The following is a 25,413-nucleotide window of genomic DNA, read 5'->3' as shown; positions in this document are numbered from 1 at the left end:
AGCCGGGGCTCCATGCTGCGTCCATTGCGTGCCTGCTGGCGGGTGCTGCGGCTGCTGGGCCACGCGGCCCAGGGCCTGTGGGTCGTGTCGCTGCGCTTTCCCCGCCTGTCCGCGGACCAGCAGCAGGCCCGCGTGCAGGCCTGGGCCCTGGGGCTGCTGGCCTGTGCCGGCGTCACGCTGGAGGTGCGCGGCACGCCGCCGCAGGCGGGGCCGGTGCTGCTCGTGGCCAACCATCTCTCCTGGCTCGACATTCCCGTGATGCACGCGGCGCGCTATTGCCGCTTCATCTCGAAATCCGATGTGCAGGGCTGGCCTATCGTGGGTGCGCTCGCCACGGCCGCAGGGACGCTGTACATCGAGCGCGACTCGCGCCGTGACGCGCTGCGCATGGTGCGCAGCATGCAGGATGCCCTGCTGCGCGGCGAGGTGCTGGCCGTGTTTCCCGAAGGCACGACGGGCGATGGGCGCACGCTGCTGCCCTTTCACGCCAACCTGCTGCAGGCGGCGCTGGCGGCCGATGCCCCCGTGCAGCCCATGGGCCTGCGCTTCGTGGACCGCGCCAGCGGCGTCACCACCCATGCCCCCAGCTACATCGGCGACGAGACCCTGGTGGGCTCGATCTGGCGCACGCTGACGGCGCCGGCCATCACGGCCGTGGTGCATTTCGGCGTGCCCGAGCGCGCCCAGGGGCGCGACCGCCGCACCTGGAGCCAGGCCCTGCATGCCGCGGTGGATGGCCTGAGGCAGAGCTGACGACGGCGGCTGCGACGACTGTCGGTAAAAGCGGACATATCCGTCGATATGTCTGTAAGTGCGCTGTTACATAAACAAAATCGTCATGCGATTGCAGTATGGTGCGTGCTCTTGACGCGCCGGCAGAGCGCGCCTTTTTGCACATTGCACACAGCCACGCCAAGCCAAGAGAGGGCTCCATGAATCTGATCGAACGCGTCAAGGGCATCCTGCTCAAGCCCCGCGAAACCTGGTCCGTCATCGACGGCGAGGCCGCCGGCACCGCCAGCCTGTTCACGGGCTACCTGATGATTCTGGCCGCCATTCCCGCGGTATGCGGCTTCATCGGCATGTCGCTGATCGGCGTCGGAGGGCTGGGCTTCAGCGTCCGCGTGCCCGTGGGCGCGGGGCTGGCCAACATGGTTGTGTCCTATGTGATGAGCCTGGTTGGCGTGTTTGTGCTGGCGCTGCTCATCAACGCCTTGGCGCCCACCTTTGGCGGTACCAAGAACCAGATCCAGGCGCTCAAGGTCGCCGTCTATGCCAGCACCGCTGCGATGCTGGGCGGCGTGTTCAGCCTCCTGCCGGCCATGGCCATCCTGGGCCTGGTGGCGGCGCTGTATTCGCTGTATCTGCTGTATGTGGGCTTGCCGCTGCTGATGCGCAGCCCGCCGGAACGCGCCATGCCCTACACGGCGGTCGTGGTGGTGGCGGCCATCGTGCTGGGCATCGCGATCGGTGCTGTGGGCGCCCTGTTCACGCCGGGCGCTCCGGCCCCGTGGGGCGGCGCGGGCGGTGCGCCAGCCATTTCCATCGACACGCCCCGGGGCCAGGTGACGCTGGATACGGCGCAGCTCGAAGCGGCCGGCAAGAAGATGGAGGAGGCCGCGCGCCGCCTGGAGCAGGCGCAGGACAGCGGCGATGCCGGCAAGATGGCCGAGGCCGCCGGCCAGGCCGTCGCAGCCGCCATGGGCGGCGCAGGCACGCAGCAGGCGCTGGGCATTCAGGTCCTCAAGGCGGCGCTGCCCGAGAAGCTGGCCGGGCTGGCCCGCACCAGCTTCGAGGCCCACGACGGCGCCGCCATGGGCCTGCCCACGAGCCAGGCCAATGCCGAGTACGGCAGCGGCGACAAGGTGGTGCGCGTGTCCGTGGTCGATGCCGGTGCCTTTGGCCAGTTGGCGCAGCTGGCGGGCATGGTGCAGGGCGAGCGCGAGAGCGACGGCGTGGTCGAGAAGACCTGGCAGGAGGGCGGCCGCACGCTGCAGCAAAGCTATGCCAAGGACGGCAGTCAGGCCGAGTTCCGGGCGGTGCTCAAGAATGCCGTGGTGGTCACCATCGAGGCCGACAACATGGGCATGAAGGACGTGCAGGCGCTCATGGGCCAGATCGACCTGGCGTCGCTCGAGAGTCTGCAGCGCAAGAACAAGCCCTGAGCAGGGCATGAGGCCCGGCGCCCCCTGGCGGGGCGGGGCCGCCAGGGCGCGTCAGGAGAGCGCGGCGTCCCGCGCGAAAGCCACCACGTGATCGACCTGCGGCCGGATGCCTATCCACTCGCCCACCGCATGGTCATGGTGGCTGGGCACATGGGCCAGGACGGTGTGGCCGCTGGACAGGCGCAGGGTGTAGAGAAACTCCGAACCGCGAAACGACTTGCACAGGATCTGCGCCTGCACGGCCGCATCGTCGTCGTGCACGATGTCGTCGGCGCGCAGCAGCACGTCGCATTCACCGCCGGGGTAGCTGGACGGCAGCAGGCAGCCGTCGATGTCGGTCAGGTCGCCCAGCGGCGTGCGCGCCACCACGTGGCTGCCCTGCTGCACCAGCGTGGCGGGCGTGAACACGCCATGGCCGATGAAGTCGGCCACGAAGCGCGTGGCCGGGCGATGGTAGAGCGCATAGGCATCGTCCCATTGGTGCAGATGGCCGCCCTCCAGCACGCCGATCCGGTCGCCGATGGCAAAGGCCTCCAGCTGGTCGTGCGTGACGAAGAGCGCCGTGGCATTCGCCGCCTTGAGGATGCCGCGCACCTCATGCGCCAGGCGTTCGCGCAAATCCACATCCAGGTTGGAGAAGGGCTCGTCCAGCAGCATCAGCCGCGGGCGCGGTGCCAGCGCGCGCGCCAGGGCCACGCGTTGCTGCTGGCCGCCCGACAGCTCGTGTGGAAACCGCGATTCGCTGCCCTCCAGGCCCACCAGGGCCAGGGCCTCGCGCACGCGTTGCGCCTGCTCGTTGCGCGGTAGCGCGTGGATGCCGAAGGCCACGTTGCGGCCCACGGTGAGGTGCGGGAACAAGGCGTAGTCCTGGAACACCATGCCGATGCGCCGCTGCTCGGGCGGCACGCTGCGGCCGCTGGCGCCCACCACTTCGCCATCCAGGCGGATGGTGCCGGCGGCCACGGGCTCCAGGCCCGCCACGGCGCGCAACAAGGTGGTCTTGCCGCAGCCCGAGGGGCCGATCAGCACGCCGATCTCGCCCGCGGCCAGACCCAGGGTCACGCCATGCACGGCGGCTTGCGGGCGGTTGGCGTACCGCACGTCTAGTTGAGAAACTTCCAGGAACATGGCGCGATTCTAGAAGGCTGGTTGCGTAGAATCATTCCTATTTGCATCACAGCTGCCGCGCTGCCATCGGCGCAGGCGGCGCGTAGCCTTCCTGCTGCCTTGCCATTCCCCGCCACGGGCCATCCCTTGCATCCCATCCGTCGCACCCTGCGCTCCATTCCTCTGATCGTGCTGGCCCTGGTGCTCGTCCTGCCCGTGTTGGCGGTGATGGGCGCGTGGCTGCCCTGGGGCGAGGGCGGCGCCGGCGCGCAGTCCGGCGCCATCCTGCGCGAGATGGCCTCCACCGTGCTGCCCGGCTACCTGTGGACGACGCTGTGGCTGGGCCTGGCGGTGGCCGTGGGGGCGGCCGTGGTGGGCACGGCCAGCGCCGCCGCGGTGACGCTGTTCGACTTTCGCGGCCGGCGCACGCTGGAGTGGCTGCTGCTGCTGCCGCTGGCCATGCCGGCCTATGTGACGGCCTATGCCTACACCGACTTCCTGCAGTTCAGCGGCCCGCTGCAGGTCTGGATGCGCGCCGCCTTCGGTCTGGAGGGGCGGCTGCTGCCGGAGGTGCGCAGCCTGGGGGGCGCGGTGTGGGTGTTCATCTTCTCGCTCTATCCCTATGTGTACCTGCTGGCGCGCACGGCGCTGGGCGAGCGCGCGGCGCACCTGATGGAGGCGGCGCGCCTGCTGGGCGCATCGCCCGCGCGGCGCATCCGCAGCGTGGCGCTGCCGCTGGCGCGGCCGGCCGTGGCGGCGGGCGTGGCGCTGGTGCTCATGGAAACGCTGGCCGACTTCGGCGTGGCCTCCTACTTCGGCATCCAGACCTTCACCACGGGCATCTACAAGGCCTGGCTGTCCATGGACAACCGGCTGGCCGCGGCGCAACTGGCGACCTTCCTGCTCGTGCTGGTCGTGCTGCTGCTGCAGCTGGAGCTGCGCGCGCAGCGCCGCATGCGCTTTGCCACGGGCGGCGTGGGCCGGGCCAGCTCGGCCGAGGCGTTGCCGCAGCAACTGCATGGCTGGCGCTGTGCGGCCGCATGGCTGGTGTGCGCGCTGCCGGTATTGATGGGTTTTGTGGCGCCGGTGCTGTTCATGCTGCGGCCGCTGGCGGCCGACTGGTCGGTGCTGCCCTGGTCGCGCTTTCTGGAATGGGCCGGCAACAGCGTGCGCCTGGGCGGCATCACGGCCGTGCTGGCCGTGGGGATTGCCCTGGCGCTGGCGTTCGCCGTGCGCCGGCGCAAGGACGCCGTCACGCGCGGCGTGGTGCAGCTGGTGAGCCTGGGCTACGCCGTGCCGGGCGCGGTGATCGTCGTCGGCCTGCTGCTGCCCGTGGGCTGGCTGCAGGCGGCGGCGCCCGGCTGGGGGCTGCCGTCCCTCATCACGGCCACGGCCGTGGGCATCGTGTGGGCCTATCTGGTGCGCTTTTGCGCCGTGGCCCTGCAGTCGGTGCAGAGCGGCTATGCGCGCATTTCGCCCAGCCTGGATGACTCCGCGCGCATGCTGGGCGTGGGCAGCCTGGGGCTGCTGGTGCGCGTGCACTGGCCGCTGCTCAAGCGCTCCACGGCCGCGGCCGCGCTGCTGGTGTTCGTCGATGTGATGAAGGAGCTGCCCGCCACCATGGTGCTGCGGCCCTTCAACAGCGACACGCTGGCCGTCGTGGCCTACCAGCTGGCGCGTGACGAGCGCCTGGGCGAGGCGGCTTTGCCATCGCTGGCGCTGGTGGCCGTGGGGCTGGTGCCGGTGATCCTGCTCAGCCGCACGCTGCGCGCCTCCTCGCGCTGAACCCGCGGGCCGCGCGGGCGGCCCCGGCGGCCTACACTGCCGCGCATGACCCACGCCGACATCACCATCTACCACAACGCCCGTTGCAGCAATTCGCGCGGCGCCCTGGCGCTGCTGCGCGAGCGCGGCATCGAGCCGGCCATCGTCGATTACATCGCCCAGCCTCTGGATGCCGCGCAGCTCACGGCGCTGGTGGCGCGCCTGGGCGTGCCGGTGCGCATGCTCATGCGCGCCAAGGAGGCTGCCTATGACACGCTGAACCTGGCCGACCCGCAGCGCACCGATGCCGAACTCATCGCCGCCATCGCCGCGCACCCGGTGCTGCTCAACCGTCCCATCGTCGTCACGCCGCGTGGCGCGCTGCTGTGCCGGCCGCCGGAGCGGGTTCTGGAGCTGCTGTAGGCGCGCCCATGGGTGGCCGGGCCACCCATGCAGCGCAAATGTAATCTGTCCGACATTTCTGTCTGCAGTACATTTGATATAAATCAATATTCACCCGCCGCCCGGCGAAAATTCGGCGCTTTCGGAAGCCCGAGTGGCGCCTTGGGGTTTGTCATTAAATTGACCTAAATCTAGAATCAAGGGTTTTTACCGAGGTGCACGCTGCCGGTGTGTGCCTGCCACAACAGTGGCCTCTCCCTGAAGGGCGCAACGCCCGGATTTCAACCCAAAGAGACTCCTCATGAACAGCACGCAGTGCCTGAAGGCCGCGGGTTTTGGCGCAGCCTTTGGCGCCAAGGTCGTATTGGCAGACCTGGATTTCGAGTTGCCCCGCAGCGGCATCACGGCATTGCTGGGGCCGTCCGGCGCGGGCAAGTCCACGCTGCTGCGCACCTTGGCGGGGCTCCATGCCGACCACCCGCGCTTCACGAGCTGGGGCACCGTGCAGTACGGCGGTGCGCCGCTGGGCGACGGCCACCGCCCCCGGCTGGTGCAGCAGGGTGTGCGGCTGATGGCCGCCTCGGTGCTCGACGCCCTGGCCGAGCCCGTGCGGGAGACGCTGCGGCTGTCGCCTGCCGCCCTGCGCGACTGGTGCGTGGCGCTGGTGCGCCGCATGGGCGTGCCGGAGCTGGAGCAGGCGCTGGACACCACGGTGCTCGAGCTGTCGCCGATGCAGCAGCGCGCCGTGGCCATCCTGCGCGAGGCGGTGTGCGAGCCCGCGCTGCTGATGGTGGACGAGCCCACCGCCGACCTGTCGGACTACGAGGCCTATGTGCTGCTGGAGTTGCTGCGCGAAGTGGCCCGCAGCAGCGCCGTGCTGGTGGTGCTGCACAACCAGCGCCATGCCGCGCAACTGGCCGACCGCATGCTGCTGCTGGCGGGCGGGCGCGTGCAGGAGGCGCGTGCCATGGAGGACTTCCTCTCCGCGCCGCAGTCCGACGCCGGCGTGCAGTTCACGCGCACCGGCAGCTGCGCCGTGCCCGCGCCCGACGCAGACCCGGCCTTGCTGGCCGAGGGCGTGAAGCCGCCACCACCGCTGCGGCACCTGCCGGCCAGTGTGCTCAAGGCCATTGCCAGTGCCACCAGCGCCACCGCCGCGCCCGCCGCGGCAGTGCCGGCCAGCCGTGCGCCCATGGGTTTTGCCTGGCTGGAGCCGGGGCGCCTGGCCGGCGTACCCATGCCGGGCGCGGTGAACGACATCGAGCACGACCTGGCCGCGCTGGCGCGCATGGGCATCACCACGCTGATCACCCTGACGGAGCGCGACCTGCCGCAGGAGGCGCTGCGCCGCCACGGCCTGTCCAACCTGCACCTGCCCATCCACGACCGCGAGGCGCCGAGCCTGGCGCAGATCCAGATGCTGCTCAAGCGCATGGAGGTGCTGCTGTCCCATGGCGAGGTGCTGGCCGTGCACTGCCTGGCGGGGCACGGGCGCACGGGCGTGGTGCTGGCAGCGTGGTGGGTGCGCGAGGGTCTGACGGCCCAGGAGGCGCTGCGCCGCGTGCGCCGCATCGAGCCGCGCTATGTGCAGAGTGCCGAGCAGGAGGAGTTCCTGCAGAGCTACGAGGACGTGATCCTGCAAAAGATTATTTAACCAGAGGGAATGCTTGATGAGTTTTGATGACGCCTTGAACCAGGCCGCCTCCACGGTGCCCGAGTGCGTGGCCGCGGGCTATGTGGACGTGTCTTCGGGAATGCTGCTGTCGCTGAAGACCGTGGACTCCCACCCCCGCCAGGTCGTCGACCTGCTGGCCGCGGCCACGGCCGACATGTTCAACGGCCCCAACGTGAGCATGATCGAGCGCCTGTTCAAGAAGGCGCGCGGCCTGGAGGACGACGGCTTCCACTACTTCCAGGAAATCATCGTCAACAGCGAGAACCTGATCCACGTGTTCCTGCGCGGCAAGCACAACCCCGAGTACGTGGCGGTGTTCGTCTGCCGCAAGACCGCCAACCTGGGCATGGCCCTGACCAAGGCACGCCTGGCCATGCCGGCGCTGGAGGCAGCGTTCTGACGGTTTGAGGAAAAAATGGCTGTAGCGCTTATGGATAAAGCGTAATATGCTATTATTTATATAGCATTCATGGGGCGACTGCCCCCCCCGGGCCGGCCGCAGCCACGGCCCAGGAATGACCCCACCGCGCCCGGCCCCACGCGCGCTATGCTGTGCGGCATGTCCTTTGTCCGGTGCGGTGGGAGGGTCGCCATGCGACGGCTGCTGGTGGAAGACGATGCCCTGCGTGGCAGGGCCGTGCAGGGCCCGCCAGGCGCCGGGCGCCGGGCCGCGGCGCCAGCAGGCGCGCAGGAAGGCGCGCAGAAAGGCGCCGGCGCATGATCCGCGTGGCCGTGCTCTCGGGCCTGGGCCATGCGGTCTTCGTGGCCGTGGGCCTGCTGATCTATGTGATGGGCACGCGCATCGGCCACCAGCGCCGCCACCCCTCGGCGGCCGTGGGCTGGGTGCTGGGCATCGTGGCCTTTCCCTATCTCGTCGTTCCGCTGTTCCTGCTGTTCGGCACGCGCAAGTTCGCGCGGCCCGCGCGCCGGGTGCGCCGGCAGGCGCTGGCCGTTCCCGAGGGCGGTCCGCGCTGGGCCACGCGGCTGCTGGCCAGCCTGGAGCTGGCCCCCGCCGTGCGCAACGCCCAGGTCGTGCTGCATGCCGACGGTACACAGGCGCTGCAGGGGCTGCTGGCCACCATCGCGTCGGCCCGGTACCGGCTGGACCTGTGCACCTACGTGTTCGCCCACGACGAGGTGGGCCGCCAGGTGGCCGCCGCGCTGCAGGCCTGCGTGCAGCGCGGCGTGTCCGTGCGCCTGCTCATCGACGCCATGGGCAGCATGCGCACGCCGCCGGGCATGCTGCGCGCGCTGCGCCGCCAGGGCGTACAGGTGCGGCGCTTCATGCCCCTGCTTCACAACCCGCTGCGCGGGCGCACCAATCTGCGCAACCACCGCAAGCTCGTCGTGGCCGATGGCCAGCGCCTGTGGAGCGGGGGGCGCAACCTGGCCAGCGAATACTTCATCGACCGGCCGAACAACCCCGCATGGATCGACCTGAGCTACGAAGTCCACGGCCCGCTGGCCGCGCAGGCCCAGGCGCAGTTCTCCACCGACTGGCGCGTGGCCCGCGGCCTTCTGCTGCGCCGGGGCCGAAGGGCGCGCGCCACGCGCGCTGCGGCTTCGCCCCAGGCGAGCGCCGCCGGCCCGCTGGCGCAGTGGCTGCCCAGCGGCCCGGACCATGCCGACGACACCGTGCACGCGCTGCTGCTGGCGGGCGCCTACCACGCGCAGCGGCGCATCGTGGCCGTCACGCCGTACTTCGTGCCCGATGAGGCGCTGCTCGACGCCTGGTGCCTGGCCTGCCGCCGCGGCGTGCAGGTCAGCGTGGTGGTGCCCGAGCGCTCCAACCACCGCCTGGCCGACATCGCGCGCGAGCGCGCCCTGCGCGCCCTGAGCGCCGCCGGCGCCCAGGTCTGGCTGTCGCCGGCCATGGTGCATGCCAAGGCCGTGCTCATCGACGACGAACTGGCGCTCGTCGGTTCGCTCAACCTCGACGCGCGCAGCCTGTTCCTCAACTACGAGGCCATGACCGCGTTCTACGGCGCGCCGCAGCTGCACTGGCTCTCGCAGTGGTGCGCGCGGCTGATCGCGCGCGCGCATCCCTACCACGCGCGCCAGCCCTCCTGGGCCCGCGACATCGTGGAAGGGGTGGTGCGGTCGGTGGGTTTCCAGCTGTAGCGCCGCAGGGACGGCCCTGGCCCACCCGCCGGAGTGCCCGGCAAAGCCCGTGCGGCCATTGCCGGCAGCTATCGCTGCTGGGCAGATTTCGAAGGTCGGCTATTTGATTAATGTCAAATTCTATAAACAATGGCAACAGACTATTTCTGCGTTGCATCCATCCACAGGAGGTTCGTATGAATACCGTTGTCGACACCAGCTACAGCACCGGCCTGGTCACCCTCTCGTATCTCATATCGGTCATCGGCGCGTTCATCGCCTTGTCCGTCATGAAGCAGGCGCGGCAGGTGGGCTCCCGCCCCGGCATGTGGAGCGTTCTCAGCGCCAGCGTGGCGCTGGGTGGCATCGGCGTGTGGTCCATGCACTTCATTGGCATGCTGGCGCTGCGCATGAACCTGGGGCTGTCCTATTCCATGGCGGAAACGGGTATCTCGCTCGTCGCCGCCATCCTCATCTCCGCCCTGGCGTTCACGATCGTCATGCGCAATCCCAAGAGCCTGAACCGGCTGCTGGGCGCCGGCGCCCTGCTGGGGCTGGGGGCGGTGGTGATGCACTACCTGGGCATGTACGGCATGCGTTTCGGCGGGTACTTTCAGTGGGACTATTCCATCGTGGGCGTGTCCGTGCTGATCGCCTTCGTGGCCGCCACCGCCGCCCTGTGGTTGGCGTTCAATACCTCCAGCGTCAGCAGCCGGCTGGCCGCGGCCTGCGTGATGGGCATCGCCGTGTGCGCCATGCACTACACCGGCATGTCGGCCGCGGAAATCATCTGCACCACGGACAACCGGCTGGCGATTCCATCGGGCTTTGGCATCGTGAGCTCACTGCAGCTGCCCATGCTGGTGATCACCCTGGCGGTGGGCATGGCCACTGCGCTGGCGGTCGACCTGATCTACCTGGACAGCCGCCACCCCCAGCCGCACAAGCACGCGCAGTAGCGCTGCGGCGCGGCAAGAAAAAACCCGCGATGCCAGCAAGCACGCGGGTTTCATCAGTGTCGTGGTATGACCTGAAGCCATCACATGGTCCCTCCGACAGGAATCGAACCTGTATCTAGCGCTTAGGAGGCGCTCGTTCTATCCATTGAACTACGGAGAGGGGACGCAAGATTGTAAGGGCGCGGCCATGCCGCTCTTTTGCTATTAAATAAATAGCTGCTTGCGCTTTGTGTGTCTGCGCTGCCGGCTGTTTTGGTGCATGGTCAGTCGTAGCGCACCGTATAGATCAGGTCCACCGCGCTCTGCAGGCCCGTCTGCCCGCGCAGCGTGAGGTGCTGGGACAGGTCGTAGAAGATGTACAGCGTGCCCAGCACGCCCGAGAGGCTGCGCTCGTAGGTCACGTACAGGTCCTTGGACAGGCGCTTGCCGAAGGTGAGGGCGGCGCTGGTGGCGTCCTCGCCGGCGTCCGGGCCCTTGAAGCCGATTTCGTCCAGGCCGATGTGCTTGGCGATGTCGCCGGCGCCGCCGCCACCGCCGCGGCCCAGCAGGGCCAGCGCGGCCTGCTGCATCAGCGCGGCCTCGGCGCCGCCGCCGGCGGCGCTGCGGCCCAGCACGACCCAGGAGAGCTTTTCGGCGTCGGGCAGGTCGGGGTCGGCGTACAGGCGCACGCGCGGCGTCTTGGCCGTGCCCGTGACCTGCACGCCGGCGCGCACGCGGATGTTGGGGCGGATGGCCAGCACGTCCAGCGCCGGGTTGTCGTAGGGGCCGTTGAAGCGCAGCAGGCCGGTCTCCACGTCCAGCGCCTGGCCCCAGGCGCGGTAGCGGCCCTGCACGGTGCGCACCTCGCCGGTCACGCGCGGCGGTGCGCCGGCGGTGCCGGTGCTGCGAATGTCCAGCCGGCCGCTCAGGCGCGTGGTGATGCCGTGGCCCTGCAGCGCGAAGTCTTCGCCCAGGTCGAGGGTGACGGCGATGTCCGGTGGCCGGGCGGCCTCCACGCGGCCGGCGCCCTGGGCGCTTTGCGCCGCCTGTTCGGCCTGGAGCGCGGCCTCGCGGTCCAGCGCGGCGGACCGCACCACGACGTCGTCGCCCAGCGCGGGCGCGCCGGCCTCGGGCAGGAGGATGGTGGCGCGGTCGGTGGTGAGCTGGCCGCGCAGCGTCAGCTGCCCGCCTTGCAGCCGCGCCTGCAGATCGCCGGACACGCTCACCTGCCGGTCGGCGCGCACCAGCAGCTGCAGGGCCTGGGCCCGGGCGCGCAGGTCCATGGCGATGCCCGATCCGCCGGCGCCGCCCGCGCCGGCCCAGGACAGGGTGCCGCTGCCGGTGAGCGTGCCGCCGTCCTGCGGCGCGGCCGTGCGGTTGCCGCTGAAGCCGGCGATGCGCGCGCGGCTGCCCCGGCCGCCCTTCACGTGCAGCTCGGTGATGTCCAGCCGGTCGCCCTGGAACTGGGCGCGCAGGCGGCCGTCCTGCAGGTCCACGCCGTCCAGCAGCGAGCGGATGGCGAACTGGTCGGCGGCCAGCCGGCCGCTCCAGCGCGGTGCGGCGCGGTTGCCGGACAGGCGCGCGTCGGCCGAGAGCGTGCCCTTCACGCGCCAGCCCGGCGGCGCCAGGGCGGACCAGGCTCCCACGTCGGGCAGCTCGGCGCGCACGCTGGCGGCCAGCGGCGCGTCCTCGGGCCACAGCCAGCCGTCCGGGCCGCGGGCCAGGCGCGTGCTGCCCTGCGCCTGCAGCTGGCCCGCGCGTTCGCTGTCCCAGTGCACCTGGGCGCGCAGCTCATCGCCCACGGCGTCGATTTGCAGCTCCAGCTGGCGCAGGCCGGCGGGCGTGCCCACCGCGCCGGCAGCGGCGGAGGCCTGGGGCGCGCCCGCGCCCTTGCCCTGGCCGCTGCTGTGCACCACGGTGGCGGGGGCGGCGTCGCCCGTCAGGATGCGCAGGTCGCCGCTGCTGCGCCGCAGGCTGGCGCGTGCGCGCAGGGTGTCGGCGGCGTCGATGTCCCAGGCGGCGCCCAGCACCAGGTTGCCCGCCAGGCCCAGTTGGGTGAGCGCGGGCTGGCCCTGCAGGTCGAAGGCGTTGGCCCAGGCCAGGGGCAGGCCCTGCAGCTCGCCCTGGCTGCGCAGCTGCGCAGCGCCCTGGGCGCCCTGGGCGTAGCGCAGGGGCTGCCAGCGCAACTGGGCCTCGCCGGGCTGCGGCCCGGTGATGCGGGCCAGGCCGGCCGATGCGTCCACCTGCAGGCGTGGCGATGTCTGTGCGACCAGGGTCAGCGGCTGGTCCAGGCGCAGGCTCCAGGGGCCGCGGTGCTTGTCCACCGTGGCCTGCACCTGCAGCGCGCTCACCTGGGCCTGCCAGCGGCCGTTGCCCGTGCCGCCCGCGCCGGCGCGCAGATGCATCTGCAGCTGCTGCGGGCCCTGGCGCAGGGTTCCGTCCAGTTCCAGCGCGGCCTGCGGCACGGAGCCGCGCAGCGCCGCGGTGGTGCGCAGCAGCTCCAGCGGCGGTGCGTCGCCGGTGTCGGGCCGCGGCGCCTGCGCCACGCGCAGGCGCGGGGCGTTGAGCTGGGCCTGCAGCTCGAAGCGGCCGGCCTGGGCGGGGGCCTCGCCCGCCAGCAGGCCGGCGGTGTGCAACTGGTGCTGCAGCGCCTGCCAGCCGCCGTTCCAGCGGGCGTTCAGCTCGGCGTTGCCGTCCAGGCGCCAGGCCGCCAGCGGGGCCAGGGCCACCGGCAGGGTGGCCAGCCATTGCTGGGTGCGCTGTGCGTCCGCCAGGCGCAGGGCCAGCGTGCCGCCGCCGCTGGCCGGGGCGATCTGGCCGTCGGCCTGGGCCGTGGCGCCGGGCACGGTGGCCTGCACGCGGCCCTGGGCCGACAGGCCGGCGGTGGCGATGCGCAGGGACTGGGCGCGCACCTGGGCCTGCAGTGCGTCGATGTCGAGCCGGGCGATGTCGATGCGCTCGCCCTGCCAACTGCCCTGCGCGGCCAGGCGTTCCAGGCGCAGCGGGGCCGCGCCGCCTGGGCGCGCGCCGCGCCGCGCCGTGCCAGGCGCTGCGCGCAGGTCGGCCGTGAAGCGCACGGCGCCGCTGGCTTCGCCGGCGGCGCTGGCCGTGCCGCTGAGCGGGGCGGCGTCCAGCGCCGTGTGCAGGCTGGCGGGGTTGAGCGCCTGCAGGCGCACCTGGCCCTGCAGCGCCTGCGTGGCGGGGGTGTAGGCGCCCTGCGCCGCCACGCTGCCGGGGCCCACGCGCAGCGTGGCGCCGGCCAGGGTCCAGGTGGTGCCGTCGAAGGCGGCCTGCGCCTGCAGCGCGTCCAGCGGCAGGCGCTGCCGGTCCCAGGGGCCGGGCAGTGTGTTGCGCAGGTCGGCGGCCAGGCGCCAGCCGGTGGCGCCGTCGGCGGCGTCCACGGGCTCGGCGCTGGCGCTGCCGCTCAGTTGGGTGGCGGGCGCCTGGGGCCACAGGGTGGACAGGTCCAGCGCCTGCAGGTCGGCCGCGGCCTGCAGCAGGGGCTGGGGCGCCCAGGGGGCGATGCGGACGCGCAGGTCGGCGCGCAGGGCCGGGGCGGCGTCGCTGGCCGTGCCGCGCAGCTGCGCGGCCACGTCCAGGCGGGCGCCGGCCGTGGCCAGTTGCCCCTGTACGGTGGCTTGGGCCTGGGCCTCCAGCGTCTGGGTGCCGCCGGGCACGGGCGTGCGCACCGTGCCGCTGGCCGTGGCGTCCAGGGCCATGGGCGCCTGGGCCTGTAGCGTGGCCAGCAGCGCGTAACGGCCCTGGGCCAGACTGACCTGGTCCACGGCCAGGCGGTGCTGCGCGCCGTCGTAGCGGTAGGAGCCGCGCAGGCCGTCAATGGTGAGCGCGCCGGCGTTGGCATCGGCATCGGCATCGGCATCGGCATCGGCATTGGCGTTGGCGTTGGCGTTGGCGTTGGCGTTGGCGTCCGTGTCGCTCTTGCGGTTGGCGTCGGCGCCGGCCCAGACGATGCGGTCCACGCCAAAGGGCGTTTCCACCTGCACGGGCAGCACGAGCTGGTCCAGGGGGTCGGCGGGCTCGGGGCTGGGCGTGCCCTGCGGGGTGAGGGTGAGCCGCGCGGCATGCAGTTCGTCCAGCCGCAGCTGGCGGTGCAGCAGCGGGGCGAGCTGCCAGGCGATGCGCGCGTCGCGCACCTCCACGGCCAGCGTGGGGCTGCTCCAGCGCAGCCAGCCGATGTGGCCGCCCGCGCGCAGCGAGCCGCTCACGTCGCGCACCTGCAGGCTCTGGCCGGCGGGCAGGTAGGAGGCCACGCGCGTCAGCGTGGTGGCCAGGGAGGTGCCGGTGCCGGCCCACCACCACAGTGCGGCCAGCAGCGCCAGCACGGTGGCGGCCAGCAGGCCCAGGGCTGCCAGCGCGCGGCGCCAGCCGCTGGTGCGCGGCGGCCGCGGGCCCGGGCGGGGGGCGGCGGCCGCGGCATAGGGCTGGTGGTGGTTGGGCGGTGGTGTTTTCATCAAAAACAATAGCTTGTTGCGCTTGCTTCTATTGGGCTTCAATGCCAAAAGTGCTTGAAACCCTGGTGTATCAAGCGCTGGCAGCTCACTTTTTCATGGACGTCAGAACGTGTAGCCCAGGCGCAGGTGCAGCCGCAGCTGGTGCGATTGCAGGCCGTAGGCCAGGTCGGCCTGCAGCGGGCCCACGGGGCTGCGCCAGCGCAGGCCCGCGCCGATGCCCACGCGCGCGTTCAGGTCGCCGGGCTTGTCGGCCACGGCGCCGGCGTCGACGAACAGGGCGCTTTCAAAGTCGGTGCGGTTGCCGCGCACGGCGATGGGGCGCTGCCATTCCAGGCTGCCCACGGCCATGTAGCGCCCGCCGAAGAGCGTGTCGGCGTCGGTGCGCGCGCCGATGCTGCGGTAGCCGTAGCCGCGCACGGTGGTGTCGCCGCCGGTCAGGAAGAGCTGGGTGACGGGGATGTCGGCGTCTTCGCGCGCGAGCAGTGCGCCGCCCTCCAGCCGCAGCGACAGGCGGCTGCTGCGCCGCGTGTTGGCGCCCAGGTCCACGCGGCCCAGGCCGATGAAGGACTGCCAGCGCAGCAGGGTGCGCAGGAACGGGTCGCGCGCGGGGCGCAGCGTGGTGCCCAGGCCGACCACGGTCGCCAGGCCCCAGCCGCGCGTGGGGGCGGTGTTGTTGTTGAAGTGGCGCGCCGTCCAGCCGTAGTTGGCGCTCAGGGAGGCGCTGGAGGCGGGGGCGTTGTCGCCGCGGCTGTGGGCCGTGTCGTGCTGCAGGAAGTAGCTGCGGTCGATGCGGTCGGTGCTCTTGCCGCGCCCGGCGCGCAGGCGGGAGCTGTCCACCTCGTAGCTGCCCGTGGTTTCGCGCTGCAGCTGCACGCCGGTGAACCAGCGCCAGCCGTTTTCGCCGGGCAGGGCGGTCCAGTCGGTGGACAGCAGCTTGCGCTCGCGGTCCACGGCCACCTTGCTCACCGCGCGCCAGCCCAAGCCCGGCAGGCGGTTGTGGATGTGGTCCATGCTCAGGCGCGGGCCGCTGTCGGTGGACAGGCCGACGCCGAAGACCATCTTTTGCAGCGGTGCGTCGCGCACCTGGGCGATCACGGGCGCGGCCTGCGGGTCCGCGTGCTCGGTGTCGAGCGTGAGGAACACCGCGTCGTAGTAGCCGCTGCTGGCCAGGCGCTGCTGGGCGTCGAGCAGGCGGGTCTCGCTGTAGACCTCGCCCGTGGGCAGGCGGGCGATGCGGCGCGCGCCGTCGGTGTCGTAGCGCTCGCTGCCCTGGATCCGCAGTGGCCCGAAGCGGTAGGCGGGGCCGGGTGCGTAGCGCACCTGGAGCTTGGCCTCGGCGCGGTCGGCGTCCACCTCGGCGCGGCTGCTGTCGATGCGCGCCGTGGGAAAGCGGCGCGTCTGCAGCTGGCGCAGGCCCTGTTCCTTGGCCGCGTCCCAGCCCTGCTGGGTGAAGGGCTCGCCCGGCGGCAGGCCCCAGCCGCGCTGCAGCTGGGCCTGGCGGCGCTCCAGCTCGGGTGCGTCGGCGCCGTCGCCGGTCAGGGCGATGTCGGCGCTGGCGATGCGCGTGCGCGGGCCCGGCTCCACGCGCACTTCCACGGTGCGCGGTGGCGCGTCCGCGCCGGGCGGGGGCTGCTCGCGCAGCTCGATGGTGATCTCGGGGCTGAAGTAGCCCAGCGTGGCCAGCAGCGCGCGCGCGTTGGTGTCCGCCGAGCCGAGCAGGCGCGCCAGCTCATGGGCCTGCAGGTCGGGCAGCTTGCGAAAGCGCTGCAGCTCCATGTGCCGGGCCAGGTGCTCGCGGATGGCGTCGTCGCCGGCCTGGATGTCGAGCGCGAAGGCGTCCGGCCCGGCGTCGGCGGTCGATGCCGCGTCGTCGCCGTCGCCGGCCTGGGAGGTATTCGAGGGGCCACGCAGCAGGCCGCAGCCTGGCAGGATCGTGAGCCCGATCAGCAGAAACAGCAGCGCCGGCCACCGGGGCCGCGCTGGAGGCTGTGAAGGCATGCGGTCTATTTTGACAAGAGGCGCATGGTGTCCTCGAGGCCCTTGAGTGACAAGGGGTACATGCGCTGGCCCATGAGTTGTTGAATGATGCTGATGCTCTGGCGGTACTGCCACACGCCCTGGGGCTCGGGGTTGATCCACGCGAACTTGGGGAAGGCGTGCGTGAGGCGCTGCAGCCATTCGGCGCCGGCCTCCTCGTTGCTGTATTCCACGCTGCCGCCGGGCTGCAGGATCTCGTAGGGGCTCATGGTGGCGTCGCCCACGAAGATCAGCTTGTAGTCCTTGTTGTACTTGCGGATGATGTCCCAGGTCGGGAACTTCTCGGCGAAGCGGCGGCGGTTGTTCTTCCACATGAAGTCGTAGACGCAGTTGTGGAAGTAATAGAACTCCAGGTGTTTGAACTCGCTTTTGACGGCGCTGAAGAGTTCCTCCACGCGTTGGATATGCTCGTCCATGGTGCCGCCCACGTCCATGAGCAGCAGCACCTTCACGTTGTTGTGGCGCTCGGGCACCATCTTGATGTCCAGCCAGCCCGCGTTGGCCGCCGTGCTTCGGATGGTGTCGGGCAGGTCCAGCTCCAGCTCATGGCCCTCGCGCGCGAACTTGCGCAGGCGGCGCAGCGCCACCTTGATGTTGCGCGTGCCCAGCTCCTGGGTGTCGTCGTAGTCGCGGTAGGCGCGCTGCTCCCAGACCTTCACGGCGCTCTTGTTCTTGCCGGCGCCGCCGATGCGCACGCCCTGCGGGTTGTAGCCGCCGTGGCCGAAGGGGCTGGTGCCGCCGGTGCCGATCCACTTGTTGCCGCCCTCGTGGCGTTCCTTCTGTTCCTCCAGCCGCTTCTTGAGCGTTTCCATCAGCTCGTCCCAGCCCATCTTCTCGATGGCGGCCTTCTGCTCGGGCGTCAGCTCGCGCTCCAGCATCTCGCGCAGCCAGTCGGCGGGGATTTCCTTGGTGAAGTCGGCCAGCATTTCCACGCCCTTGAAGTAGGCGGCGAAGGCACGGTCGAACTTGTCGAAATGCTTTTCGTCCTTCACCAGCGCGGTGCGGGCGAGGTAGTAGAAATCGTCCAGGCTCCAGGCGTCGTCTGAATGGGGCCCCACCACGCCGGCCTGCAGTGCCTCGAGCAGCGTGAGGAACTCCTTGACCGAGACCGGCAGCTTGGCCGCTCGCAGGGCGTAGAAAAAGTCGATCAGCATGAAATGGCTCTCCGGCGCTTATTCAGCCTGCGCGTGCTGCTGCAAAAGATAGAGCAACTGGGCGCGGGCCTCGGGCCACTCGCCCGCGCGCATGCTGTACATCACCGTGTCGCGGATCGTGCCGTCGCGGCGCAGCGCGTGGCCGCGGATCACGCCGTCCTTCTTGGCGCCCAGGCGCTCTATGGCGCGCTGGCTGGCAAAGTTGTAGTTGTCGGTGCGCCAGCCCACCACATGGCAGGCCAGCGTATCGAAGGCGTGGCCCATCATGAGCAGCTTGGCCGTGGTGTTCACGTGCGTGCGCTGCACGCTCCTAGCGTACCAGGTGTAGCCGATCTCCACGCGGCGCACGGCGGGCAGGATGTCGTGGTAGCTGGTGCTGCCCAGCACGCGGCCCGTGGCATCGTCGAGCACGGCGAAGGCGAAGCGGTTGCCGTCGGCGCGCATGGCGAGCGCGGATTCGATGTAGGCGCGCGTGTTCTGCGGCTCGGGCACCGAGGTGACGCGCAGCTTCCACAGCGCGCCGTCGGCGGCCGCTGCGGCCAGGCCGGCCTCGTGCGGCAGCGACAGCGGCTCCAGGCGCACGCCGTTGCGGCGCAGGGTGGTGGGCTCCACGAAGGCCATGGCTACTCCTTCGCCTTGCGCGCTGCGCGCCAGCGCCGCGCCATGTGCAGACCCAGGCCGCCGCCCAGGCCCACGAGCACGATGCCGGCGATGCTGGCCGTGCCATAGCCTTCGCTGAAGATGTCCAGGCCCAGCAGCAGGCCCAGGCCATAGCCCGCGAGCGCGCCGCCCACGAAGCCCACCGCGTCGGAAACGCCTTCGAGCAGGAGCCGTTGTGTGGTGCTCATGGTGTGGCTCCGTTCAGCGGTTGCGCTGGTTCATGAAGACCAGCTTCTCGAACAGGCTCACGTCCTGCTCGTTCTTGAGCAGCGCGCCCACCAGCGGCGGAACGGCCACCTTGTTGTCGGCGCTTTGCAGGGCTTCCAGCGGAATCTCCTCGGCCACCAGCAGCTTGAGCCAGTCGATGAGTTCGCTGGTGGAGGGCTTCTTCTTCAGGCCTGGCAGGTTGCGCACGTCGTAGAAGGTCTTCATCGCCACGGAGAGCAGTTCGCTCTTGAGCGTGGGGAAGTGCACGTCGACGATCTTCTTCATCGTCTCGGCCTCGGGGAACTTGATGTAGTGGAAGAAGCAGCGGCGCAGGAAGGCGTCGGGCAGCTCCTTCTCGTTGTTCGAGGTGATGAACACCAGCGGACGATGCTTGGCACGGACCATCTCGCGCGTCTCGTAGCAGTAGAACTCCATGCGGTCGAGTTCGCGCAGCAGGTCGTTGGGGAATTCGATGTCGGCCTTGTCGATCTCGTCGATCAGCAGGGCCACGGGTTGGTCGGCCGTGAAGGCCTGCCACAGCACGCCCTTGATGATGTAGTTCTGGATGTCCTTGACCTTCTCGTCGCCCAACTGCGAATCGCGCAGGCGGCTCACCGCGTCGTACTCGTACAGGCCCTGCTGCGCCTTGGTGGTGGACTTGATGTGCCACTGCAGCAGCGGCATCTCCAGCGCCTGCGCCACCTCCTCGGCCAGCATGGTCTTGCCGGTGCCGGGCTCGCCCTTCACCAGCAGGGGGCGCTGCAGCTTGATGGCCGCATTCACGGCCAGCATCAGATCTTGGGTAGCGACGTAATTCTGTGAACCTTGGAACTTCATGGGCCGGGGAATAGGGAAATCGTTGATGAAAGGCCTTGACAGGCGCAGGCATAATCGTTTGCCACAGGGAACGCGGGGATACGCGAAGACCGCGGAGACAACCAATCGCTTGATTGTGCGCGCAAAAAATGAATAAGACACTGACCACGATATTCGGCTTGTCTGTCGCTTGTGCGACCGGTTTTCTCCGTGCCGAGGAGATCAAGGCCAACCCCCAGGCCGGGGCGCAAAAGGTTGCCATGTGCATCGGCTGCCATGGCATTCCGGGCTACCAGGCCAGCTTTCCGGAGGTGCACAAGGTGCCCATGATCTCCGGGCAGGGCGCCAAGTACATTGCCGCCGCGCTGGAGGCCTACAAGAAGGGCGAACGCAGGCATCCCACGATGCGCGGCATCGCCGATTCGCTGTCCGAGCAGGACATCGCCGACGTGGCCGCCTACTACGCCGAACACGGCATGCAGGGCGTGGAGCTGCCCGCCAAGCCGACCCGCGAGCCCAGCGCGCAGGTGGCGCAGCTGCTGCAAAAGGGCGCCTGCGTGTCCTGCCACGGCGAGAACTTCGCCAAGCCCATCGACCCGTCCTATCCCAAGATCGCGGGCCAGCATGCCGACTACCTGTTCGTGGCCCTCAAGTCCTACAAGGTGGACAAGGGCGCCTACGTGGGCCGCTCCAATGGCGTCATGGCCGGCATCGCCAAGCAGTTCACCAACGCCGAGCTGAAGGCGCTGGCGGGTTACGTGAGCGCGCTCGACGGCGATCTGCAGGTGGTGCCGCAGCCGCGCTTTCGCTGATCGCGCGGTTGGCTGCAGGGGCGGGCGAGCCGCCTCAGCGGGCGCTGGCCGCCCGCTGCGCTTGCAGCGCCTCGCGCAGAAAGGGCAGGTAGGCGCGGTCCACCTTGCAGATGTGGTGCACCAGCCACCGCTTGAGGAAGTCCAGCGCCTCCAGTGTCACCTCCTGCCCCTCGTCAAAGCGCATCAGCAGGTCCATGGCCTTGCGGGTGAAGCCGTCATGCTCGGCCTTGTGCGCCGGGGTTTCCGGGTAGTCGTGCTGCTGGAACAGCACCTCCTCAACGATGAAATGGTTGTGCGTGTAGCCCACCAGGCCTTCGAGGATCTGGCCCACCGCGTCGCGCCGCGGGGCGGCGCTGCTGAGCTCGTCGTGCAGGGCGTTGGTCATGGCGACCAACTGGCGGTGCTGGTCGTCGATCTCGGGCAGGCCGAGCTCCAGTTCCGGGGTCCAGGGCATGAAGGGCATGCGGTTTCTCTCTGTGTTTGTTGTGCGGGGCGCAGGGGCAAAGCCTGCCAAAGGATGCCGACGCCCTTGCGACAGAAAAGAGGGCTGACCATGAGAGGCCCGAGTGATCTGGAGGAAGCTTGATTTTTGTCAGACGAAAGACGCCGTTGTGCGTCGGTTTGATGCCAAAAAGCCAACAGCGCCCGGGTGGTGGGCGTGACGTGCTATCAAATTTGATAGCTTAGCGGGCTCAGGACAGGTCGTCGGCCAGGTCGGGGTCGGGCACCTCGCCGATGGCCTGGCGCGTGGCCTCGGCCTGCAGCAGCAGCCAGGTGCAGAAGGCCTGGATCTCGGGGCGCTGGCCGCTGCGCGGGCCCACGACCAGCCAGTAGACCAAGGGCGAGTCCAGTCGGTGGCCGGGCAACACCTCCACCAGGTCGCCCGAGGCCAGGCTTTCCGCGATCAGCGGCATGCGCGCCAGCGCCAGGCCCTGGCCGGCCAGCGCGGCCTGCACGATCTGCTGGGCATAGTTGAAGTACAGCCAGCGCTTGGGCTGCAGCCGGCTCTGGCCGTTGAGCTCGAACCAGCGCCGCCAGGTGATCCACTCGAAATACGGCATGCGGTGGGCGTCGCCCGCCTCGATGAGGGTGAACTGCGCCACATCGGCCGGCGTGCGGATCGGCGGCATGCTCTTGATCAGCCAGGGGCTGGCCACCACCGCGAGCTGCTCGCCGAACAGGCGCTGCGCGCTCGCCGGCTGGCTGCCGGGCACGCTGGAGCGCAGGGCCAGGTCCACGTCGGCGGTTTCCAGGTCGACGATGGCGTCGGTGGCGTCGATGCGGATGTCGATGTCCGGGTTGTCGCGCTGAAACTCCTCCATGCGCGGGATCAGCCACATCGAGGCAAAGCTGGCCCAGGTGGTGATGGCCACGCTCTTGCGCCCCGCCGTCTGGCGCACCAGGCGCACGGCGGCATCCATGCGCTCCAGCGCCGGCCCCACGGCGCGCTGCAGCTGGCCGCCGGCGCTGGTCAGCTCCACGGCGCGCGTGTGGCGCAGGAACAGGGGCACGCCCACCTCGTCCTCCAGGGACTGGATCTGGCGGCTCACGGCGGACTGGGTCAGGGCCAGTTCCTCGGCGGCGGCGCGGAAGTTCAGATGCCGGGCCACGGCCAGAAAGGCGCGCCAATGGCCCACGGCCACGGGGCGGGTGCGCAGATGGGCGACGGGCGGGGCGGGCTGGTTCATGGCGAATTGATGACGAGAGGTAATCAAAGCACGGGCCTTGCCGCATCGATCCCGGCACCCCCTCGCGGGGTGGTGCGCTGGGCGCGGTGCGGCGGCGGCAGGGCGCCCCGGAATGATGCCGCAATTGATGCGATTCTGGAATCTTTCATGGCGCCCGTTTTCATTGGACTGTGGCAGGGGCTGGGCGCAGACTGGAGCCACTTTCCAAGGGTTTACCAGGAGATCATCGTGACCACATCGCAAGTTCTGCATTCGCAACCTTCGAGCGCTCCCGCCGGCGTTGCCGGCCAGGACCTCTGCACACTCGCCGCCGGCTCGGCCCGCAGCCTGCGCCCCACCGCGGCCATGCAGCTGCGCGTGGTCAGCGGCCAGGCCTGGGTGACGCTGGGCGACGGCCCCCACGGCTGGCGCGAGGAGTCGGGCGACACCATGCTGCAGGCCGGCCAGAGCGTGCGCGTCGGCGCCGGCCAGCATGCCGTGGTCGAGCCGCTGGGCCACCAGCCGCTGCAGTTCCAGTGGCGCAGCGCGGGCGCCGCGCCAGCCGCCGGCCAGCGGCCCGCCGCCCTGCAGCGCGACGCCTGCTGCGCCTGAGGCCCGCCGCCCCGCAGCTTCGCGGGGCATTTGAATCAAAAATAGCTGCCAGCGCCCGTGTACAGGGCGTTGGCAGCTATTCTTTTATGAGTGCGTCGCCTTGGGCATGCGCATGCCGCCGCGCCCGGGGCGGCGCAACCTTTGTTGACGCGGGGTGGGTGGGCCCGCCGGATAATGGCGGGTGCACCACAGGTGCCGGCCCCGCCGGGGCCTGTCATTCAGCCACTCATCACCATCCCATGACAGCACTGGACATCATCATCATGGCCGCGGGCAAGGGCACGCGCATGAAGAGCCGCATCCCCAAGGTTTTGCAACGCCTGGCCGGGCGGCCGCTGCTGCACCATGTGCTGGACCAGGCGGCCGGCCTGCAGGCCCGCCGTGTGGTGGTGGTGACCGGGCATGGCGCTACAGAAGTGGAAGCGGCTTGCGCAGGTGGCGCGGGCGCTGAAGGCGGTTTTGATCTGAAATGCGTGCGCCAGGAGCCGCAGTTGGGCACCGGCCACGCCGTGCAGCAGGCCGTGCCCGCGCTGGCGGGGGACGGCACGGTGGTCGTGCTGTCGGGCGACGTGCCGCTCACCCAGGCGGACACGCTGCGCACGCTGGTCGCGGCGTCGGAGGGCGGACGGCTGGCGCTGCTCACCGTGGGCCTGCCCGACCCCACCGGCTACGGGCGCATCGTGCGCGGCGAAGGCGGCATGGTGCAGCGCATCGTGGAGCACAAGGACGCGAGCGAGGCCGAGCGCGCGATCGACGAGGTCTACAGCGGCATCATGGCCGTGCCCGCGCGCCTGCTGGCCGGCTGGCTGGCGCGCCTCACCAACCACAACGCCCAGGGCGAGTATTACCTGACCGACATCGTCGCCCTGGCCGTGGCGGACGGCGTGCCCGTGGCGGCGCACCGCATCGCGGATGCGCTGCAGGTGGCCGGCGTGAACAGCCCGGCCCAGCTGGCCGAGCTGGAGCGCGCGCACCAGCAGCGCCAGGCCGCGGCCCTCATGGAGCAGGGCGTGCGCCTGGCCGACCCGGCGCGCTTCGACCTGCGCGACGATGCGCGCGGCGGCCGGGCCCAGCTGACCTGCGGCACGGACGTGGAGATCGACGTGGGCTGCATCTTCAGCGGCCGCGTGGACATCGGCGAAGGCGCGCAGATCGGCGCCTACTGCCACATCAGCAACGCGGCCATCGACGCGGGCGCGGTGATCCTGCCCTTCACCCACATCGACGGCGAGAAGACCGGCGCCCGCGTGGGCGAGGGCGCGCAGGTCGGCCCGTTCGCGCGCCTGCGCCCGGGCGCCCAGCTGGGGCGCGAGGTGCACATCGGCAACTTCGTGGAGATCAAGAACTCCCGCCTGGCGGACGGCGCCAAGGCCAACCACCTGGCCTACCTGGGCGATGCCACGGTGGGCGAACGCGTGAACTACGGCGCGGGCAGCATCACCGCCAACTACGACGGCGCGCACAAGCACCGCACGGTGATCGAGGCCGACGTGCATGTGGGCAGCAACTGCGTGCTGGTGGCGCCCGTCACCATCGGCGCGGGCGGCACGGTGGGCGGTGGCTCCACCATCACCAAGGACACGCCGCCGGGCGCCCTGAGCGTGGCGCGCGGCCGGCAGGTGAGCATTGCCGGCTGGAAGCGCCCGGCCAAGCCGGCCAAGGGCTGAGGCCATGGGCGAGCGCACGCCGCCGGACGAGGCCCTGGCCCGCCTGCAGGCCGAACTGGCCGAGGCGCGCCAGCAGCTTGGCGACATGGCCGCCGCGCAGGAGGCCTTTTTGCGCGGCGTCGTGCACGACCTGCGCGCGCCGCTGCGCCATGTGACCTCTTACGGCGCGCTGGTGCGCGAGGTGCTGCAGGAGCAGCCGCCCCAGCTGGGCGAGGCGCTGGACTTCCTGTCCACCATGGAGCATTCCGCGCGCCGCATGGCTTGGATGATCGACGGCCTGCAGGCCGTGGCGCGCGCCGGCCGCTCGCCGCTGCGCCTGCAGCCGCAGGACCTGGCGGCCGCGGTGGGGCAGGCGCGCGCCGCGCTGGGCGGCGCCGGCGACGGCGTGCAGTGGGACATCGCCCCCGCCCTGCCGGCCGTGCAGGCCGACGGCGAACTGCTGGGGCAGTTGCTGGAGCAACTGCTGGGCAACGCGTTGAAGTTCACGCGCGGCGTGGCGCAGCCGCGCATCGGCGTGCGGGCCGCGGCCGCGTTGCCGGGCCGCGTGCACATCACGGTGCAGGACAACGGCGTGGGCTTTGACGGCACGCGCGCGCAGCACCTGTTCGGCGTGTTCCAGCGCATGCACCGCGAGGCGGACTTCGAGGGCGTGGGCGCCGGCCTGGCGCTGTGCCAGACGATCGCGCGGCGCCACGGCGCCACGATCAGCGCCACGGCGGCGCCGGGCGCGGGCTGCACCATCGACCTGGACTGGCCCGGCGGCGAGGCGCCCGCAGCATAGCCGGCATAGCCCGCGAAGGCGGCCGGCGCGCTGTCACGGCCTGGATGCCGGCAGGCCCAGCCGCGTTTCCAGCTGGTGCAGGCGCTGGCGCAGCGCTGTCACTTCCTCAATCAGGTCCGCGGTGAGCGCGGCCAGCTCGGGGTCGGCGTCGAAGGTCGATTCGAGCCGCGCCAGCCGCCGTGCACGCACCACCATGCTGCCGCTGAACTGCCAGCGCCCGCCCGTCTGCTCGCCCTGCAGCAGGCCGGCCTCCAGCCGCTCGGCCACCCAGGTGGGGGCCATGCAGCAGGAGCGCGCCAGGTCTTCCAGCGTCAGGCGGGGCTGATCGTCCAGCAGTTCGGCCAGGGCGCTGTGGAGGGTGGTGTGCGTGGCCATGC

22 protein-coding genes and 1 tRNA gene are annotated in these 25,413 nt (G+C 70.7%); 12 read left to right on the top strand and 11 right to left on the bottom strand.

Annotation, left to right across the window (positions count from 1 at the left end; all coding sequences use genetic code 11):
- The first annotated feature begins 12 nt into the window (after window positions 1–12).
- Entirely contained in the window at window positions 13–753 is a 741-nt protein-coding gene (locus tag BP68_RS17240; RefSeq protein ID WP_496374034.1) for a lysophospholipid acyltransferase family protein, read from the top strand.
- A gap of 179 nt (window positions 754–932) precedes the next feature.
- A complete protein-coding gene (locus tag BP68_RS17235) occupies window positions 933–2,165 on the top strand; it encodes a Yip1 family protein (protein ID WP_496374032.1) in 1,233 nt (410 codons plus the stop codon).
- 51 nt (window positions 2,166–2,216) lie between these two features.
- On the opposite strand, the gene BP68_RS17230 is transcribed toward BP68_RS17235, so the two are convergent.
- The gene (locus BP68_RS17230) at window positions 2,217–3,293 is read right to left on the bottom strand and encodes an ABC transporter ATP-binding protein (RefSeq protein ID WP_496374030.1); all 1,077 of its coding nucleotides are present in this window, start codon (window positions 3,291–3,293) and stop codon (window positions 2,217–2,219) included.
- Window positions 3,294–3,500: 207 nt separating this feature from the next.
- Here BP68_RS17230 and BP68_RS17225 point away from each other — a divergent pair, with 207 nt between their 5' ends.
- From BP68_RS17225 to BP68_RS17200, 6 genes are all read left to right on the top strand, one after another.
- Window positions 3,501–5,057, top strand: coding sequence for an ABC transporter permease (locus BP68_RS17225; RefSeq protein WP_496374139.1), 1,557 nt, complete (start codon window positions 3,501–3,503; stop codon window positions 5,055–5,057).
- A 45-nt stretch (window positions 5,058–5,102) separates the two neighbouring features.
- Window positions 5,103–5,459, top strand: coding sequence for an arsenate reductase (glutaredoxin) (arsC, locus tag BP68_RS17220; protein ID WP_496374028.1), 357 nt, complete (start codon window positions 5,103–5,105; stop codon window positions 5,457–5,459).
- Window positions 5,460–5,739: 280 nt separating this feature from the next.
- Window positions 5,740–7,092: a phosphatase domain-containing putative toxin gene (locus BP68_RS17215; RefSeq protein WP_496374026.1), complete on the top strand. Its 1,353-nt coding sequence runs from the start codon at window positions 5,740–5,742 to the stop codon at window positions 7,090–7,092.
- Between the two features lie 16 nt (window positions 7,093–7,108).
- A complete protein-coding gene (locus BP68_RS17210) occupies window positions 7,109–7,513 on the top strand; it encodes a hypothetical protein (protein WP_496374024.1) in 405 nt (134 codons plus the stop codon).
- A 317-nt stretch (window positions 7,514–7,830) separates the two neighbouring features.
- A complete protein-coding gene (locus tag BP68_RS17205; RefSeq protein ID WP_496374022.1) occupies window positions 7,831–9,234 on the top strand; it encodes a phospholipase D-like domain-containing protein in 1,404 nt (467 codons plus the stop codon).
- A gap of 176 nt (window positions 9,235–9,410) precedes the next feature.
- On the top strand, window positions 9,411–10,172 hold the full coding sequence (locus BP68_RS17200; RefSeq protein WP_496374020.1) for an MHYT domain-containing protein: 762 nt from the start codon (window positions 9,411–9,413) through the stop codon (window positions 10,170–10,172).
- Between the two features lie 85 nt (window positions 10,173–10,257).
- Here BP68_RS17200 and BP68_RS17195 read toward each other — a convergent pair.
- The 7 genes from BP68_RS17195 to BP68_RS17165 form a co-directional block, all read right to left on the bottom strand.
- Window positions 10,258–10,332, bottom strand: a tRNA-Arg gene (locus BP68_RS17195).
- 103 nt (window positions 10,333–10,435) lie between these two features.
- Window positions 10,436–14,623: a translocation/assembly module TamB domain-containing protein gene (locus tag BP68_RS17190; RefSeq protein ID WP_496374018.1), complete on the bottom strand. Its 4,188-nt coding sequence runs from the start codon at window positions 14,621–14,623 to the stop codon at window positions 10,436–10,438.
- Window positions 14,624–14,725: 102 nt separating this feature from the next.
- The gene (locus BP68_RS17185) at window positions 14,726–16,621 is read right to left on the bottom strand and encodes an autotransporter assembly complex protein TamA (RefSeq protein ID WP_496374016.1); all 1,896 of its coding nucleotides are present in this window, start codon (window positions 16,619–16,621) and stop codon (window positions 14,726–14,728) included.
- 5 nt (window positions 16,622–16,626) lie between these two features.
- Window positions 16,627–17,814: a vWA domain-containing protein gene (locus BP68_RS17180; protein ID WP_496374014.1), complete on the bottom strand. Its 1,188-nt coding sequence runs from the start codon at window positions 17,812–17,814 to the stop codon at window positions 16,627–16,629.
- 18 nt (window positions 17,815–17,832) lie between these two features.
- The gene (locus tag BP68_RS17175) at window positions 17,833–18,435 is read right to left on the bottom strand and encodes a GNAT family N-acetyltransferase (RefSeq protein WP_496374012.1); all 603 of its coding nucleotides are present in this window, start codon (window positions 18,433–18,435) and stop codon (window positions 17,833–17,835) included.
- A 2-nt stretch (window positions 18,436–18,437) separates the two neighbouring features.
- Window positions 18,438–18,662 carry a hypothetical protein gene (locus BP68_RS17170; protein ID WP_496374010.1) on the bottom strand — a complete coding sequence of 75 codons (225 nt, stop codon included), beginning with the start codon at window positions 18,660–18,662 and terminating at the stop codon, window positions 18,438–18,440.
- Between the two features lie 13 nt (window positions 18,663–18,675).
- Entirely contained in the window at window positions 18,676–19,518 is an 843-nt protein-coding gene (locus tag BP68_RS17165; protein WP_496374008.1) for an AAA family ATPase, read from the bottom strand.
- A gap of 128 nt (window positions 19,519–19,646) precedes the next feature.
- Here BP68_RS17165 and BP68_RS17160 point away from each other — a divergent pair, with 128 nt between their 5' ends.
- Window positions 19,647–20,309 carry a c-type cytochrome gene (locus BP68_RS17160; protein ID WP_496374006.1) on the top strand — a complete coding sequence of 221 codons (663 nt, stop codon included), beginning with the start codon at window positions 19,647–19,649 and terminating at the stop codon, window positions 20,307–20,309.
- A 34-nt stretch (window positions 20,310–20,343) separates the two neighbouring features.
- On the opposite strand, the gene BP68_RS17155 is transcribed toward BP68_RS17160, so the two are convergent.
- Entirely contained in the window at window positions 20,344–20,772 is a 429-nt protein-coding gene (locus BP68_RS17155; protein ID WP_496374004.1) for a bacteriohemerythrin, read from the bottom strand.
- A 229-nt stretch (window positions 20,773–21,001) separates the two neighbouring features.
- Window positions 21,002–21,997: a LysR substrate-binding domain-containing protein gene (locus BP68_RS17150; protein WP_496374002.1), complete on the bottom strand. Its 996-nt coding sequence runs from the start codon at window positions 21,995–21,997 to the stop codon at window positions 21,002–21,004.
- Window positions 21,998–22,225: 228 nt separating this feature from the next.
- On the opposite strand from BP68_RS17150, the gene BP68_RS17145 reads away from it, so the two are divergent.
- The 3 genes from BP68_RS17145 to BP68_RS17135 all read left to right on the top strand — a co-directional run bounded on the left by BP68_RS17145 (window position 22,226) and on the right by BP68_RS17135 (window position 25,036).
- Complete coding sequence (locus BP68_RS17145) at window positions 22,226–22,588, top strand: DUF2917 domain-containing protein (protein WP_496374000.1); 363 nt, start codon at window positions 22,226–22,228, stop codon at window positions 22,586–22,588.
- A gap of 239 nt (window positions 22,589–22,827) precedes the next feature.
- The gene (gene glmU, locus BP68_RS17140; RefSeq protein ID WP_496373998.1) at window positions 22,828–24,255 is read left to right on the top strand and encodes a bifunctional UDP-N-acetylglucosamine diphosphorylase/glucosamine-1-phosphate N-acetyltransferase GlmU; all 1,428 of its coding nucleotides are present in this window, start codon (window positions 22,828–22,830) and stop codon (window positions 24,253–24,255) included.
- 4 nt (window positions 24,256–24,259) lie between these two features.
- Window positions 24,260–25,036, top strand: a complete 777-nt coding sequence (locus BP68_RS17135) for a sensor histidine kinase (protein ID WP_496373996.1) — start codon at window positions 24,260–24,262, stop codon at window positions 25,034–25,036.
- A gap of 33 nt (window positions 25,037–25,069) precedes the next feature.
- Here the strand turns inward: BP68_RS17135 and BP68_RS17130 are convergent, their stop codons facing one another.
- Window positions 25,070–25,411: a chaperone modulator CbpM gene (locus BP68_RS17130; protein ID WP_496373994.1), complete on the bottom strand. Its 342-nt coding sequence runs from the start codon at window positions 25,409–25,411 to the stop codon at window positions 25,070–25,072.
- Between the last annotated feature and the right edge of the window lie 2 nt (window positions 25,412–25,413).

The sequence above is a fragment of the Diaphorobacter oryzae DSM 22780 genome (assembly GCF_059568935.1).
Note: the sequence above shows the minus strand (reverse complement) of the source record. Positions and strands in the feature narration are given on the sequence as shown.

What these genes read in the sequence shown, in the direction of transcription:
- BP68_RS17240 (WP_496374034.1), top strand. Translation starts at nt 13, where the DNA reads ATGCTGCGTCCATTGCGTGCCTGCTGGCGGGTGCTGCGGCTGCTGGGC.
- BP68_RS17235 (WP_496374032.1), top strand. Translation starts at nt 933, where the DNA reads ATGAATCTGATCGAACGCGTCAAGGGCATCCTGCTCAAGCCCCGCGAA.
- BP68_RS17230 (WP_496374030.1), bottom strand. Translation starts at nt 3,293, where the DNA reads ATGTTCCTGGAAGTTTCTCAACTAGACGTGCGGTACGCCAACCGCCCG.
- BP68_RS17225 (WP_496374139.1), top strand. Translation starts at nt 3,501, where the DNA reads ATGGGCGCGTGGCTGCCCTGGGGCGAGGGCGGCGCCGGCGCGCAGTCC.
- arsC (WP_496374028.1), top strand. Translation starts at nt 5,103, where the DNA reads ATGACCCACGCCGACATCACCATCTACCACAACGCCCGTTGCAGCAAT.
- BP68_RS17215 (WP_496374026.1), top strand. Translation starts at nt 5,740, where the DNA reads ATGAACAGCACGCAGTGCCTGAAGGCCGCGGGTTTTGGCGCAGCCTTT.
- BP68_RS17210 (WP_496374024.1), top strand. Translation starts at nt 7,109, where the DNA reads ATGAGTTTTGATGACGCCTTGAACCAGGCCGCCTCCACGGTGCCCGAG.
- BP68_RS17205 (WP_496374022.1), top strand. Translation starts at nt 7,831, where the DNA reads ATGATCCGCGTGGCCGTGCTCTCGGGCCTGGGCCATGCGGTCTTCGTG.
- BP68_RS17200 (WP_496374020.1), top strand. Translation starts at nt 9,411, where the DNA reads ATGAATACCGTTGTCGACACCAGCTACAGCACCGGCCTGGTCACCCTC.
- BP68_RS17190 (WP_496374018.1), bottom strand. Translation starts at nt 14,623, where the DNA reads ATGAAAACACCACCGCCCAACCACCACCAGCCCTATGCCGCGGCCGCC.
- BP68_RS17185 (WP_496374016.1), bottom strand. Translation starts at nt 16,621, where the DNA reads ATGCCTTCACAGCCTCCAGCGCGGCCCCGGTGGCCGGCGCTGCTGTTT.
- BP68_RS17180 (WP_496374014.1), bottom strand. Translation starts at nt 17,814, where the DNA reads ATGCTGATCGACTTTTTCTACGCCCTGCGAGCGGCCAAGCTGCCGGTC.
- BP68_RS17175 (WP_496374012.1), bottom strand. Translation starts at nt 18,435, where the DNA reads ATGGCCTTCGTGGAGCCCACCACCCTGCGCCGCAACGGCGTGCGCCTG.
- BP68_RS17170 (WP_496374010.1), bottom strand. Translation starts at nt 18,662, where the DNA reads ATGAGCACCACACAACGGCTCCTGCTCGAAGGCGTTTCCGACGCGGTG.
- BP68_RS17165 (WP_496374008.1), bottom strand. Translation starts at nt 19,518, where the DNA reads ATGAAGTTCCAAGGTTCACAGAATTACGTCGCTACCCAAGATCTGATG.
- BP68_RS17160 (WP_496374006.1), top strand. Translation starts at nt 19,647, where the DNA reads ATGAATAAGACACTGACCACGATATTCGGCTTGTCTGTCGCTTGTGCG.
- BP68_RS17155 (WP_496374004.1), bottom strand. Translation starts at nt 20,772, where the DNA reads ATGCCCTTCATGCCCTGGACCCCGGAACTGGAGCTCGGCCTGCCCGAG.
- BP68_RS17150 (WP_496374002.1), bottom strand. Translation starts at nt 21,997, where the DNA reads ATGAACCAGCCCGCCCCGCCCGTCGCCCATCTGCGCACCCGCCCCGTG.
- glmU (WP_496373998.1), top strand. Translation starts at nt 22,828, where the DNA reads ATGACAGCACTGGACATCATCATCATGGCCGCGGGCAAGGGCACGCGC.
- BP68_RS17135 (WP_496373996.1), top strand. Translation starts at nt 24,260, where the DNA reads ATGGGCGAGCGCACGCCGCCGGACGAGGCCCTGGCCCGCCTGCAGGCC.
- BP68_RS17130 (WP_496373994.1), bottom strand. Translation starts at nt 25,411, where the DNA reads ATGGCCACGCACACCACCCTCCACAGCGCCCTGGCCGAACTGCTGGAC.